The following is a 15,164-nucleotide window of genomic DNA, read 5'->3' on the forward strand; positions in this document are numbered from 1 at the left end:
CAATAGCCTATGCAGTCACTCCCGATATATTTTCAAAATTAACTTGTTTAATTAACCATTCCTTAAAAGACTCAATCAGCTGTGGATTCTCGTGATCAGGTCGAGACAACAGAAAGTAACCTGCTGTTGTTTCAATTTCTTCTTGAACAGGTTTAACCAGAATTTTATGTTTAAGTGCATCTCTCACCAATGTAGACTGACTTAATGCTACGCCTTGTCCACTAATAACAGCCTCTAGCACTAAGTAACTATGGCTATAACGTGTTTTAGAAGCAATTTTACTATCCATACCAAAAGACTGGAAAAAGAAAGACCACTCTTTTTCAGGAATATCCCAAAGTTGAGCATTTTCAACAATAAGCGGTAATTTTTTCAATTGTTTGAGGGAAAGAGGTCGCTTCAACTCTTTTAATAAAACAGGGCTACATACAGGCATAATAACCTCATTAGTCATTCTTGTCACAAGCAAGCCTGAATAGTCACCATAGCCAATTCGTATACATACATCTACATCCTCTTTATGTAAATCCACTGACCGTGCTTCAGCAACCACCACTACCTCAACATCTTGGTGCAGCTGCTGAAATTCCGACAGCCTAGGCAGTAAACAACGAGATGCAAATGAAGGAGTACAAGATATAACCAATCTATTATTTACAACAGAAGACAAGTGTTTCAAGGTGTGTCTTAATTCTAATAAACTGTGCCGAACAGCTTGTGCTAAAAGCTCTCCCTGTTTAGTAAGTATTAGTTTTCTTGTTTTTCTGACAAATAAAGGAATATTTAAGTCAGCCTCTAATGCCTTAATTTGATGGCTAACGGCACTTTGAGTCACAAATAATAACTCGGCAGCTTTAGTAAAGCTGAGTTCATTTGCAGCCACCTCAAAAATGGCAAGGCGACTTAACATAGTAGGCGTTAAACGAACTTTATGCATGAGAAATACTAATCCATAACATGATAATTACTCGTTTGCAGAATTTGGCTTTTCATACAAATATTAACATCATTGTTTTTCCAGCTGATATTACCTTTTGTTTTTTAAAGATTAAATGGTTAGCAAATACTTACATCTTATACCCAGGTAATAGTCTTGTTTACTACATTAGATTAACTTGAATTAATAAGGTTTGGCTGAGTACTGTCACTGAACTATCTTCAACTGTTCAATAAACAGCCACTAATCCATGGCAGTATATGCCCTCTTATGGAGCCTGCCTTATGCATGGAGTCATATAATGAACAACTACTACACCCAAAACTCTCAATTAGAGTCCGATAGCTTCAGTAGCCTAGCACTTGAAGAGGTCTCGACAGGCCAATTAATTAGGAATATTCGTCATGAATTTATTCACTGGTTAAAAAGAAGACAAACACATAAAATGCTATCTCAACTTAGTGATCGACAGTTGAAGGATATTGGTTGGTATCGTGAAGGTGCTAATTTTTTTCCTTTACATCGATTTAACCAACACTAAGACAAAATATGATGCAATATTCATCATATTATTTATGCATTTATTTCTGTTTAAGCTCATATTTGCAAGTTAATAAGCTGTGCTAAATTTGCTATCTATTGCTCAAATTAACAATCACCATGAGCTTAAACAAGGATCCTGGCCACATCGTTTTCAAAAGTACCAATAATTATTACCAAGCATCAGCCATTACCGTAATAGGATACAATCTCTACAGGGATAGTAACAGGGGAGTCTTATGAACAAACATGAGCCTAGCCAGCTTAGCTCACATATAACAGATACAGGAATTACACCCCCTGGAACATCCAAAGTAAGTCCAGCCCAATTGATTAGTTTTATAAAAAGTAAACTACAAGAGCACCGTAAGATGAAGCGGTGTGAACATGTATTCAATCAGCTGACTGATAAAGAACTAAGGGACTTAGGCTTTTATCGCTATGGGAATCGGTTCTTCCCGCTTGATGACTAAGACATTCCAAAATGCATCTTCACCTTGACTGTCGCCATTCCCTATTTGCAGCCTAAGTGCAACCAGTCAATTAATAAAAAATTTATATTCGGAGGGGTTGAAAGCATACGTTTCAACCCCATCTATTTATTACAGCTGGTTAATAAAGGAAAGGTCAGCTTTCCTAACCACTGTAATAAAGTAGTTGTAAAGTAATAAATGCAGTCAATGTAGTAACCAAATGGCAAGGTCTTTTAAGAGTTGCCAGAAAAACAAAGTATTTTTGCAAATACTTTTATTTAACTGTTGAGTCTGTTTTATCTATTAGCTAACCGGAAGGTTACACAAGGATATAAAGATCAACACTCAACTTCATATTGCTTATTATTCCGAGGATATGATAAATGCGTAACAATCATGACTTTTCACCTTTCTACCGCTCTGCAATTGGTTTTGATCGGCTCTTTTCTTTGTTAGATAACGCCTCTAGAACAGAGCAAAACCAACCAGCTTATCCACCTTACAATATTGAGTTAATTGAAGAGAATAAGTATCAAATATCCATGGCTGTGGCTGGATTCAGCCAAGATGAATTACATATAGAAGTCGAGCAAAATACGCTTAGTGTTTCAGGCAAAAAACAGACTGAAACCAATAAGAAAACGTTCCTCTACCAAGGTATTGCAGCCAGAAACTTTGAGAGACGCTTTCAATTAGCTGACCATGTAAAAGTTATTACTGCTCGACTGGAAAATGGGTTATTGCACATCGAGCTGGAACGTGAAGTGCCAGAAACGATGAAACCGAGAAAAGTTGCTATTGAGTCGACTGAAAGCAAGCCTTTTTTAACTGAAGCAAAAGCCTCATAAATCCAAACTACTTTTTACCGCAAGCCTGAGTAATTCCATGGCTTGCGGTGTATAATTATACAAGCCGTTGATACTAGAGCAAACCCAAAGTCTGTTTAAAAATAATCCAACCTAGCCAATTAATAGTCTACAATACTTGACCTAAAAGTCAGACAATCTTCACAACAAACAGAAAAGCTTGACTTTTTGACCACATTAACCAAAATATTTCACTGCACATCAAAATAAGCATTTATTGCTCATTGTTTTCCACCAAATACACTCAAGGTGTTGAATAATAGCAACAACCATGAAAAACAAATTTTGGGCCCAACTTCAAGCATGGTTGATGGCTTTAATACTACCTACCTGCTTTGCTTCTAATAAGTCAGCCATTATCTGGGGTATGAATGACTGGGAGCCTTATTTCATCGTACATGGTGAAGATCAAAGGCTCGGGGTTGGTGACTTACAAATTCAAGCCTTTATCGAGCAAATAAAAAATTTTGACCATAAGGTCATTTTTATGCCCCTGACTCAATTCAGCACTAAAGCCAAGTCTGGCCGGCCCTTATGCTTTACTGGGCTGCTCAAAAGCGCCGATAGAGAAAAGTATTTATATTTTTCAAAACCTAATTCCATTTTACTTACTCAACAACTGGTTGTATCTAAAAGCCTATACCAGTCACTTGGCTCACCGAAAACCATTAGCTTAACTGAGTTCTTAAACCAAACCAGCCGAATTGGTTTATTACCCCAAAAACGACTCTTCGGACAACCAATAGATCAAATATTAAACACATCTTCAACAAATAAAGCCCAGTTTATTTTGGCAAATACCAGACAGTTACTAGAAATTATTAGCTCTAATCGTTTTGGCTGGACTTTGGAGTACCCCAATTTTGCAAGCTATGTAGCTAATAAGCACAACCATACAGATAAACTCAAAATGATCCAGCTCACCGAAATTGCACCTTACTTGCTCACTTATGTTGGCTGTAGCCGAAGCCCTTTTGGAAAACAAGCCATTGCAGCAATTAACCAAGCCATTGATAAGTTACTACCAATGGCTCATTATCGACACATTGCTGAAAGGTGGTATCCACTACAACAACGTCGTCAAATCAGGCGATATTATAATCAATACCTACTGCAACAAAACAACAAAACTGATTAATATTTGTACTGGCTAAATACCCTTAATGCTTTTATAATCGCGCCCTAGTCTAACGAGTTAAAGGCATTTGAAAATGAGCTATAACGACATCGCCCCAGGCAAAGACGTGCCTAACGATATTTACGTCGCCATTGAAATTCCAGCCAACAGCAATGTGCCTGTCAAATATGAGATTGACAAGGATAGTGACCAGGTATTCGTTGATCGTTTTATCGCCACCCCAATGTTCTACCCAGCTAACTACGGCTATATTCCTCAGACACTTGCTGATGATGGCGACCCTCTAGATGTTTTAGTTGTCACCCCATTTCCTGTTGCTGTCGGTTCTGTTATCCGTTGCCGCCCAGTAGGTGTACTGAATATGAGCGATGAAAGCGGTGAAGACGCAAAATTAATTGCAGTTCCTCACGACAAGCTGACTACGCTTTATAAAGATGTCAAAGAGTATACTGACCTTCCTGAGCTACTTATCAAACAAATTGAACACTTTTTTGAAAACTACAAAGATCTTGAAGAAGGTAAGTGGGTAAAAATTGATAACTGGGAAGGTAGCGAAGCTGCCAAACAAGCGATTCTTGACTCCGTAAAAGCGTACAAAAAATAGTCGACAGGCAGCGCCTTTATGTTTATAGCCCGCCGGGTAAAATGACCAAGCGGGCTTCACCCTCTCTTCAGAAGGCTTCTTCTCTTTTCAACTCACCATTTCTCACTGCCATAATTTGCCATATTTAAACCAATGAAATGGCAAGTTTTTTTGTTAGTATACTGTTCAAACACTATATGGATTGTTAACACTCATATGCAACGTCCTAACAGTGTCGTATAGCTCTGTCATGCTTTCATAACAAAGCATATGCCCAGTGTGAGACTATCCACTGAAGCAAAACCGTTTGTCCCATTTGCTTAACAAGGACATATAATGAAAAGTTTCAAATTAAGGTGTATAACTAGCATTTTTCTCAGCTTATATTTGCTTTCTATATACCAAGTTGTAAAAGCAAGTAATGATAATGTCAGTGTATACAAAACCATTCCTTTTCAGGCTGCTAATATCTCAGCCAAACTTTACAATGGTAGCCTTTCAGCAGTTATCACCTTTAGTACACCGCTTGATGCTAAGCAAAATCTCAACCAGTTTGTACGCATTATTGATGAAAAAACGGGACAATCGATAACAGGCAAGTGGATTCTTAATAAAACAGGTAATACCCTCTATTTTCCAAATCTATTACCAGAGCATAAGTACCAAATATTTATTTCATCTGCACTCCCAAATATTATTAATAAAACCTTAGCTAACCCTGTTGATAAAGTAATTACTACACCACCTTTACCAGCCCATGTTACCTTTAAAAGCAATGGTTTCATCTTACCTGCTAGCTTAACTGATGGTTTACCAGTGTTGGCAACTAATACCAACGATGTCATTGTTGATTTTTATCAAGTTAAACCAAATAAGCTAATTGAGTTTCTTAAAAGTTATGGTAATCGCCAAAATGTCTATAGCTATCAATTTAATCGCTATCTAAACAAATATATTGACTTTGCCTATAACGGTCGCTTTGACTTAAATACGAAAGTTAATACGCAAACTGTATCCTACCTACCCATTAGTGATATTCCTGCTTTAAAGAAGCCTGGTGTTTATATGGCAATATTAAAGGAAACAGGTAGCCAGCTTTACAGTAATCCTAGTGTTTACTTTACAGTGAGTGATATAGCATTACATGCGCGCCGCTATCAAAAACAACTTGCCATTTATGCTAGTCACATCAGTTCAGCCAAGCCAGCCACCCGAGTCAACATTACCATTTTTGATAAAAACAATAAGCCTATCAGACAAATCACTACAGACAGTGATGGTATTGCTACCACCTGGATGGATAGTAATGAAGGGGCATTAGCTATTGCTAGCGATAATCAACAATACAGCATTTTGCCTCTATCTCAAGCTGCATTGGATTTAAGTGACTTTACTACAGGCAAGCAAATCAGTCAGCCTCAAACATTATTTCTTTATTCACCAAGGGATATCTATCGGCCCGGCGAAACCGTGCAAATCAGCGGTATTTTAAGAGACCACGACGGTAAAGCTCTACCTCAAATGCCTTTATCTGCCAGCTTACAGCGACCTGATGGCCGAATTGTGAGTAATATCAGCTGGCATAGTGAAGCCGCTGGTTACTATAGCTTTTCATTTTCTCTACCTGCAGATGCTCCCACAGGAGATTGGAAGTTTGTTGCTCATACTAATGACAACAACCAGCATAGTTATAAAATTAAAGTTGAAGAATTTCTGCCAGAAAAACTAACCTTAGACTTAGGCGGGAATCCTCTTAAGCCAACTGTATTATTAGCGTCGGCTAAAGATGAAATTACCTTTACAGCCAATGCACAATACTTATATGGAGCCCCCGCTGCTGGTAATAAACTATCAGCAATGGCACAAGTACGACCAAACCGCCACCCATTTAGCCAATGGCAGGACTATCATTTTGGCTTGGAAAATTATCGCGAATATAACCACCACATTGACTTAGAAGATGCTGTACTTGATGACCAAGGTCTGTATGAAATCAATTTGGTTTCTGAGTGGCAACAAATAAAATCTCCATTAGCTGTTAGGTTTGAGGTAAGTGTCCATGAGTCTGGAGGACGCCCTCTCACTCGACAGCGTCAATTTAATTTATTGCCCACTAATCAGCTAGTTGGACTTCGACCACTTTTTGGAAAAAGTGGTCCAGATTATGATACCCAAGCCGAGTTTGAAGTCATTAGCGTTGATGACAAAGGACAACTACAACCCGCTCAAAACCTAGAAGTCAGCTTCTACAAAGAAGAGCGTAATTATCACTGGTATTTCAGTAATGATGATGGCTGGCAAAGTGAATATACAGCGGAGCAGGTCAACTTGCTGAATATGCCAGTCACAACCAATGATAATGGTAAAACAAAGATTTCATTACCTATTGAGTGGGGCCATTATCGTGTTGAAATTAAAAATACTGCTAGTGGTGCTATTAGCCAATATAACTTTAGAACCTCTTGGCGAAGTGGCGAGACATTAGGTAATCGACCAGACCAAATTAAGATTGAACTTAATAAACCCCATTACCAAACTGGTGATGAAGTCATTGCCACACTCTATGCACCGATAAAAGGTAAAGGCTTTGTCAGTGTTGAAAGTGACCAATTGTTATGGAAACAAACGGTTGAGTTTAATCCTGCAGGTACCCAGATAAAGTTTAACTTACCCAAAAATTGGCAACAGCATAATATCTACTTATCAGCTCTCGCAGTACAACCAGGCAAAGCTGCTAAACAAGGCGACTTTCCAGTAAGAGCTGTTGGGCTTAAGCATCTTCCTCTGGATCGTACTCAACAAAAGCTCAAGGTAACACTACAAAGCCCAACCAAGCAGCTACCTGAGCAAACACTCAAAGTTAAAGTTAATGTTACTGATAAACAACAGCAACCAGCTAAACAGGCTTACGTTACCTTAGCTGCAGTTGATGTAGGTGTATTAAATATCACCAACTTTATTACTCCAGATCCACACAAATACTTTTTTGCCCCAAGACGATATGAGGTTGATCAACTGGATGTATTCAACCAATTAATGCTAGCGGCCAAAGGGGTGAAAGGCAGTTTACGCTATGGTGGGGATGGCGACTTATTAAAAGGCGGTAAAAAGCCTGATACCGTTGTTAAAATCGTTTCTTTATTTTCTGGATTGGTGCCACTCAATGAACAAGGTGAAGCAGAAATTGATCTGGAGATTCCTGACTTCAATGGCAAGCTTCGTTTAATGGCCGTTGCTTTTAATGAGGAACAATTCGGTTCTACTGAAAAAGAAGTAACTATTGCCGCTCCAGTCGTTACCCAGCTAGGAATGCCACGATTTTTAGCTAATGGAGACCAATCACAACTGGTATTAGACTTACATAACCTGTCAGATGCTCAACAGGATTTAACAGTTAACCTAACCACGACAGGTGCAATTCAAACTGAGACCACAACAGAATCACAAACTATTCAACTGGCTGACCAAGCTAAAACGCAATTAGTTTATGCTGTAAAAGCTAAACAAATGATGGGACAAGGAATTATCAACCTATCAATCAATAATATTAAGCTTGCAGATCAAAGTGAACCTCTTTCTATTAATCGTGAATGGCGATTAGGTACACGCCCTGCTTATCCAGCGATTGCCAATAAGCAATTTGCTGAAATAGCACCTAACCAACAGGTTTCACTTGCCCCAGACAGCTTTAACTGGCTGGAAGGAACAGCTATCGGTCGTTTGGCTTTACATAGCATGCCTCCGTTGAATATATCCTCACATATTGATGCGTTAAACGCTTATCCTTATGGCTGTCTTGAGCAAACTACCAGCGGTATTTTTCCACATGCCCTGATTGAGCCAGATGCTTTCCAACAGCTAGGTGTTTCAACTAAAAATGCCGAAAGTAAAATAAAAGCAGTTAATAAAGGCATTAGTCGTATTTTAGGGATGCAAAAATCCAACGGCAGTTTTGGCCTATGGGATAGCCACAGCCATGAGGAGTTCTGGCTCACCGCTTATGCAACCGACTTCTTAATGCTGGCACAAAACAAAGGCTTTACCGTACCAGCTAATGCTATTCAAAATGCCCAAAACCGGCTGCGCCAGTATGTTCAAACCCGACATACTTTGACTACTTACTATAATGATAAAAACCAGTGGGATGCGAGCATTAAAGCTTATGCTGGATATGTGTTAGCAAAAGCCAATAAAGCACCATTAGGTAGCCTGAGAAATCTTTATCAAAAAATTGCTGACAAGGATTTTGCTGCGCTTACTTACTCTCATTTAGCAGCTGCTTTTAAATTACATGGTGACCATCAACGTGCCAGCGAGGCTTGGGAAAAAGCTAAAGGCCGTTTATTGAAAGATGATAGATACTATATTAACTACGGTGGTCGCTTAAGGGATTTAGCTTTATCTATTTATCTTGCAAATAGCTTGGAATTTAATGATAAAGCCAATGGAAAGCTGATCAATCTATTACAAACTCTGCTAAGAAATCGCCAGTACCTAAGCACTCAGGAGCGTAATGCTTTGGTTATGGCTGGCTACAGCTTGCTTTCACATAAAGACAACTGGCAAGCTACCATTACTATTGCTGGAGAAAAAATTGAACATCAATCTAACCAAGCGTTTTATTATAAGCTTTCAGGTGATCAGTTAGCCAAGGCAATCTCTATTACCAGCCAAACAGATAAACCGCTATATGCATCATTTTATTATAGTGGCTATCCAATTGATCCTCCCAAACCGATGAATAACGGCGGGCTTGAGGTAAGCCGTAACTTCTACAGTCTAGATGGACAACCCATTCAACTTGATCAATTAAAAAGTGGCGATTTGGTCATTACTGAACTGGTGGTTAATAGTGACTATTATTCACGGGATATTTTGGTAGTAGACTTATTAGCAGCAGGGCTAGAACTAGAAAACCAAAGCCTTAGCCACAGCATAAAACTAGATCAAATCGAGATTAATGGTAAAACCATTGCTAAGTGGCATGAAAGTGTTGAGTTTAATCATGTCGAATATCGTGATGATCGCTTTGTAGCTGCAATCAATACCACCGGCTATGCATACGATAGCTACCATATCTTTTACTTAACCCGAGCAGTTACACCTGGAAAATATGCAGTTCCCCCTTCTTTAATTGAAGATATGTATCTACCTGAAAAAAGAGCAATAGGCAAAACACCTGACAAGCTAGAAATTATTAGTGAGTAATGTTTTTAGCACCCTCTGGGAGATCTCGGGAAAAAGTAAATTAGAGCGAAAGCAAAATCCAGCCGCCACCCCCTTTGAAAAAGGGGGATTTTTACAAACAAATAAACAGGAGATGGCTCAAAAACTACAGTCATTTTAAATCCCCCCTAGCCCTCCCTTTATTGAGGGTGCCACAAGAGGGTGTTGAAAATAAGTCTAGTGTTCGATATGGAATAACAGGATATTCTTCCGCCGCTATAGAACATCCCGTCACCCCATATCCGCTAGCTTTTGCGACAACCTCCAGAAGGAGTTAAAACAGAAGTAAAATATGAAATTAAAACTATTAACAAAACTAATAGCAGTTATCACAATTTTGTTATTACCTATTTTTTTACTATTTGACTGGCTTTTTCCTCTAACATTGCCACAAGCATCCGATTATACCCAAGTAGTTGTTGCTGAGGATGGTACACCTTTACGTAATTTCCCTAATAAAGCAGGTCACTGGCAATATCCAATCACAATAGACCAGGTTTCAGAAAACTATTTGACTGCATTAATAGCATATGAGGACCAATATTTTTATTTACACCCAGGCGTGAACCCCATTGCATTAGTTCGTGCTTTTTGGCAAAACATAAATAATAAAAAAGTTATTTCTGGTGGCTCTACATTAACTATGCAGGTTGCGAGAATTATTGATCCACATCAGCGCTCGATACCAGGTAAAATAAAGCAAATTTTTCGTGCACTGCAATTAGAATGGCATCTGACTAAAAAAGAAATTTTAACCATTTACCTAAATAATGCTCCTTTTGGGGGAACCATTATTGGTATTGAAGCAGCAAGTTATGCTTATTTAGGGAAGTCTAGTCAATTTTTATCCGATGCTGAGGCGGCTTTATTAACCGTTTTACCTCAAGCGCCTAGTCGCCTTAGACCCGACCGCCACCCAGAACGGGCAGAACAAGCTAGAAATAAAGTCTTAAATCGCCTTCAACAGTTTTCATTATGGACTCAAGAGCGAGTTAAATCAGCCAAACTAGAACCTGTTTATGCCAACAAACTGGCTCATCATTTAAACGCCCCCTTATTGGCCAGAAGGTTAGCTCAACCTAAACACAGTAAAATACAAACCTTGGTTGACTGGCAGTTACAAGTTACTGCTGAAACCGTAGTTAAAGATTATGTAAGTCAACTTCCCAAAAAAACTTCAGCAGCTGTTCTAGTTGTAAATAATAAAACCATGGCAATCAAAGCCTATATTGGCTCTGCTGATTTTACTGACACCAAACGACTAGGCCATGTCGATATGATTTCCGCGATTCGTTCCCCTGGCTCAACGTTAAAGCCTTTTGCTTATGCCATGGCATTGGATGAAGGATTGATTCATTCCGCGTCTTTACTTACCGATGCCCCTCGATTAAATAAGCACTACCGACCAGAAAATTTCAGCCAAGGGTTTCATGGCCCCGTATCTGCTACTGATGCATTAAAACGCTCATTAAATATTCCAGCAGTGCAATTATTAGAGCACTTATCACCAGAAAATTTTGCAGCTCAACTGCAAAATGCAGGTCTTGGTTTGCACCTCCCTAATCAGAGTAAGGCCAACCTAGCGATTATACTCGGAGGTGTTGGTATCAAGCTTGAAGAGTTAGTAGGTAATTATCGTGCCTTGGCAATAAATGGCCTGGCTGCTACACCCCGCTTAACCGCAGATCAACCACTGCAACAACGCTATTTAATGAGTCCAGGAGCAGCTTGGATTGTAAGACAAATGTTAACTGATCAAAATTACCGCTCACACCAGGCCAATTACTTGCCCTTAGTTTGGAAAACAGGCACTAGTTATGGATTTCGTGACGCATGGGCAGTTGGCGTGAGTGATCATTATACCATTGGTGTTTGGTTAGGCCGACCAGATGGCAGCCCAATGCCAGGCCATCATGGCAGAATCACAGCTGTGCCATTATTAAAGCAAATATATCAGCTACTTCCATACAAAAAGCCTTATATAAAACGCCCAGCAAATGTCAGTGAAGAAACTATTTGCTGGCCACTGGGCACTTCAAAAAACCTGCAAGAAAATCAACAATATTGCTACCAAACAAAACAGGCCTTTGTATTAGATAAACAAGTACCACCTACACTAACCAACCCAGACATTATTCAAAACCCTTTAAAACTAAATGTGCCTATTAATCCTAACACTGGCAAACGAGTCAGCATTAATTGCACCAGCATCAATTACAAGCTTCAACAAATTGTATTATGGCCTAGAGAGTTGGACCCATGGTTACCTCGAAAATGGCAACGGCACCGTTTAATTCCTGCTACTGATACAGACTGTAAAAATGTACAACCCATCCTAGCTAATGGTGTGCAAATTAATAGCATTAAAGATAAGACACTAATTCCTGCAGCTAAAGCTAAACAAATTGCTATTAACTTGTCAGCCAATGGCGGAATTGGCAAACACCTGTGGTTTATCAACGGTCAGCTAATTGCAGAAACCACACCTAAACAGGCTTTTCAATATGAGTTTACCAAAGCAGGTAAATATCAGGTTAGTGTAGTAGACAGTTTAGGTACAACCGATATGGTATCAGTAAAAGTCAAGATGTGAATAGTGGTCCATGCGCAAAATCAGATAACAGCTTCTTCTCCATTTATTCTCTAGCTGTATTACTTTTTCTTGACGTAGGCCCACTATGCCTGCAAAAAAGTGCCTTGCCAGAAAAAAAATGGCTTTGAAGAATATCACCTGACTTTACGCATGGACCACTAAATACCGGGAAAACTCCCTGTATCTGATATGGTTAAGATAACCTCTAATCAAGGTTAAAACACTTCAGATCTTCTGCTAACTCAACTGACCCCGAATAGCTTGCCTTAATTATTTTTATATTTTCATCCAAGGTATCTAAGCTTCTTTTCATAAAGTGAGAGAGTACTAGCCGCTTAACGTTAGTCTCTTTAGCCAACTTGCCAATAACTGATGGCCGGGCATGTAACCTTCCAGCGACAGGATCTGCTTTTTCTGGTACCGCATGGGCCATGAACAAAATATCAGCATCTTGAATTAGTTTGAGAAAGGCTGGATTATCACCGTTTTGATCGCCACTGAAAGCTATTCGTCTACCACCTATTTCTACTAAATAACCAACCGTAGGAATCGCCCAATGATTAACCCCTACACTTGATACTTTTAGCCCCTCTTGCTTTAGAACAGAGGTTGGCTGTTCTGATTTATTGTCTATTTCCAACAGCTCTGCTTTAAACAGCCCACCTTTACCACTGAGATAACCGGATAAATATCGAAATGCACCAGACTTCGGGTTAAACAATGCATCCATAAATTCAAGCAAACCAGGAAAGCGAGAGCCTCCTGCAGGACCAGAAACAAGTAGGCTTTCTTTCCGATTAATAAAAAAACCGCTTTTTAGTAAGGCTGGAAAATCAGCTACATGATCTGTATGAAAGTGTGTAATCCCTATTAACTGTAAGTCTACTATTTTTGCCTTTGCTTCACCAAAGCGATGAAAAACACCACCACCCACATCAATGAGTGCAATTGACTTATTTTTACTCCAGATTAAATAGCCGGAACTAGCACGACTATCATCTGCAATTGGACCACCAGAACCAAGTACTTGTACAGCTAAATCCGCTTTGTGACACTCTGCATAAGCAGTAATTGCAATTAGATTGATACCTAATAATAGTATTAAGCAAATTTTATTGAACATTATCATAAAACCTTTTTAATTCCGACCAATGGAAGTGCTTTATATTATAGAGTGCAAAAGCTAAGTTTGACTATTCAAAGACCAGTCATTAGGAATAAATTTTAAAGCTCAACCAATGCTCTAAAACTACTATATCCTGTTCAAATCCTTTATAATCGACTTTACCTTCAGGATTGACATATTTTGTTAATATTAATTGCCATTGTGCCTAGGCTGCCTGATAGTTATTTATTGATTGAAGAGATATCTTCAATACTAGTGCGACACCCATCAATAGTAGCACAATCAAATAACTGAAAAATTTAATTAAAATCCTTTTATGCATGTTACTTCCCTAATCTTTTTATTTAATACTTAAGCATACTTCCCTGCCGCATAGCCCGAGGCCCATGCCCATTGGAAGTTAAATCCACCTAAATGCCCTGTTACATCCAAAACTTCACCAATAAAATATAAACTCTCTACTAGCTTACTTTCCATTGTTTTGGAAGATATATCATTTGTATCTACCCCTCCTAAGGTCACTTCTGCAGTGCGATACCCCTCAGTGCCCCCAGGCATAAATTGCCAATGATTTAACTGGTTTGCAATCAAGCTCATTTCTTTGCTATTTAGTTCAGCTAGTTTTTTATTATCAAAATAGCGTTCCATTAATTTATCAGTCAATCGTTTAGGTAACCATTGATTTAACACTGTTTTCAACTGAACCTTACCATCAGTTTGCTGACGTTTTTTTAATTCTGCTAATGCTTCAACATTCGAACATAAATTAATTATGACTGATTCACCCGGCTGCCAATAGTTACTAATCTGTAAAATAGCTGGACCACTTATACCTCGATGGGTAAACAACAGTTGATTAGTAAATTGCTTGCCTGATTTAGCAACAACAGTAATAGGCAAGGAAATACCTGATAACTCGGAAAACCAAGGTTTATCTTCATTATTCCATGTGAAGGGTACCAATGAAGCACGATAGGTATGCACTTTATGGCCAAATTGCTCTGCTAGCTGAAAGCCAAACCCTGTTGCTCCCAGAGTGGGGATAGAAGGCCCGCCCGTGGCAATAACCAGCGACTGGCACAATACTACTTTCGTATTAATAATATTTTTCTTTTTATCTAACGTTTCAAGTTCTAACTTAAAGCCTACAACCTGCTTTTCCACTGATTTTAACTGTGTTAGTACTTCAACTGTTGCATTAACCTTTGTTACTTCAGCGAGTAACATATCGAGAATATCTTTACTGTTATTGTCACAAAATAGCTGGCCTTCTTCTTTTTCATGCCAAGGAATCTGATGCTGATCAACCAGACTGATAAAGGCCCACTGGTCATATCCTTTTAATGCCGATTTACAGAAGTGAGGATTACTGGATAAAAAACAATCAGGTTCAACATAGAGGTTGGTGAAATTACAGCGCCCACCACCAGACATTAAAATCTTCTTACCAGGCTTGTTGGCATGATCAATTACTAATACGGACCTGCCACGGGCTCCTGCCTGAGCAGCACACATCAACCCCGCTGCACCAGCACCAATTATTACAACATCTTTTGAATGCATTCAGCTGTTCACCTAAAGCCAGTTTTTTAGCAAAGCAAGATAAGCAAATACTTACTTATGCTCATTTTAAGTGAGCCAAATTATCAGTGAATAGAGGCTCTAAGTCGAGTAACCAACCA

The 15,164-nt window shown here is 38.9% G+C and carries 10 protein-coding genes; 7 read left to right on the plus strand and 3 right to left on the minus strand.

Annotation, left to right across the window (positions count from 1 at the left end):
- Nucleotides 1-7 precede the first annotated feature (7 nt).
- A complete protein-coding gene (locus ORQ98_RS07885; protein WP_274688249.1) occupies nucleotides 8-937 on the minus strand; it encodes a LysR substrate-binding domain-containing protein in 930 nt (309 codons plus the stop codon).
- A 301-nt stretch (nucleotides 938-1,238) separates the two neighbouring features.
- On the opposite strand from ORQ98_RS07885, the gene ORQ98_RS07890 reads away from it, so the two are divergent.
- The 7 genes from ORQ98_RS07890 to pbpC all read left to right on the plus strand — a co-directional run bounded on the left by ORQ98_RS07890 (nucleotide 1,239) and on the right by pbpC (nucleotide 12,356).
- Nucleotides 1,239-1,478 carry a DUF1127 domain-containing protein gene (locus ORQ98_RS07890; RefSeq protein WP_274688250.1) on the plus strand — a complete coding sequence of 80 codons (240 nt, stop codon included), beginning with the start codon at nucleotides 1,239-1,241 and terminating at the stop codon, nucleotides 1,476-1,478.
- Nucleotides 1,479-1,716: 238 nt separating this feature from the next.
- Complete coding sequence (locus ORQ98_RS07895; protein ID WP_274688251.1) at nucleotides 1,717-1,950, plus strand: hypothetical protein; 234 nt, start codon at nucleotides 1,717-1,719, stop codon at nucleotides 1,948-1,950.
- Between the two features lie 383 nt (nucleotides 1,951-2,333).
- Entirely contained in the window at nucleotides 2,334-2,798 is a 465-nt protein-coding gene (locus ORQ98_RS07900; RefSeq protein WP_274688252.1) for an Hsp20 family protein, read from the plus strand.
- A 289-nt stretch (nucleotides 2,799-3,087) separates the two neighbouring features.
- Complete coding sequence (locus ORQ98_RS07905; protein ID WP_274688253.1) at nucleotides 3,088-3,954, plus strand: hypothetical protein; 867 nt, start codon at nucleotides 3,088-3,090, stop codon at nucleotides 3,952-3,954.
- 73 nt (nucleotides 3,955-4,027) lie between these two features.
- On the plus strand, nucleotides 4,028-4,558 hold the full coding sequence (gene ppa, locus ORQ98_RS07910) for an inorganic diphosphatase (protein ID WP_274688254.1): 531 nt from the start codon (nucleotides 4,028-4,030) through the stop codon (nucleotides 4,556-4,558).
- A gap of 315 nt (nucleotides 4,559-4,873) precedes the next feature.
- Nucleotides 4,874-9,745, plus strand: coding sequence for an alpha-2-macroglobulin family protein (locus ORQ98_RS07915; RefSeq protein WP_274688255.1), 4,872 nt, complete (start codon nucleotides 4,874-4,876; stop codon nucleotides 9,743-9,745).
- Between the two features lie 310 nt (nucleotides 9,746-10,055).
- A complete protein-coding gene (pbpC, locus tag ORQ98_RS07920) occupies nucleotides 10,056-12,356 on the plus strand; it encodes a penicillin-binding protein 1C (protein ID WP_274688256.1) in 2,301 nt (766 codons plus the stop codon).
- Nucleotides 12,357-12,561: 205 nt separating this feature from the next.
- Here the strand turns inward: pbpC and ORQ98_RS07925 are convergent, their stop codons facing one another.
- Together ORQ98_RS07925 and ORQ98_RS07930 are read right to left on the minus strand one after the other, a co-directional pair.
- Nucleotides 12,562-13,479 (minus strand): MBL fold metallo-hydrolase, encoded by a 918-nt coding sequence (locus ORQ98_RS07925; RefSeq protein ID WP_274688257.1) that lies wholly within the window; start codon nucleotides 13,477-13,479, stop codon nucleotides 12,562-12,564.
- A 354-nt stretch (nucleotides 13,480-13,833) separates the two neighbouring features.
- Nucleotides 13,834-15,045 carry a BaiN/RdsA family NAD(P)/FAD-dependent oxidoreductase gene (locus ORQ98_RS07930; RefSeq protein WP_274688258.1) on the minus strand — a complete coding sequence of 404 codons (1,212 nt, stop codon included), beginning with the start codon at nucleotides 15,043-15,045 and terminating at the stop codon, nucleotides 13,834-13,836.
- Nucleotides 15,046-15,164: the final 119 nt, after the last annotated feature.

It is taken from the genome of Spartinivicinus poritis, from assembly GCF_028858535.1.
GTDB lineage: Bacteria > Pseudomonadota > Gammaproteobacteria > Pseudomonadales > Zooshikellaceae > Spartinivicinus > Spartinivicinus poritis.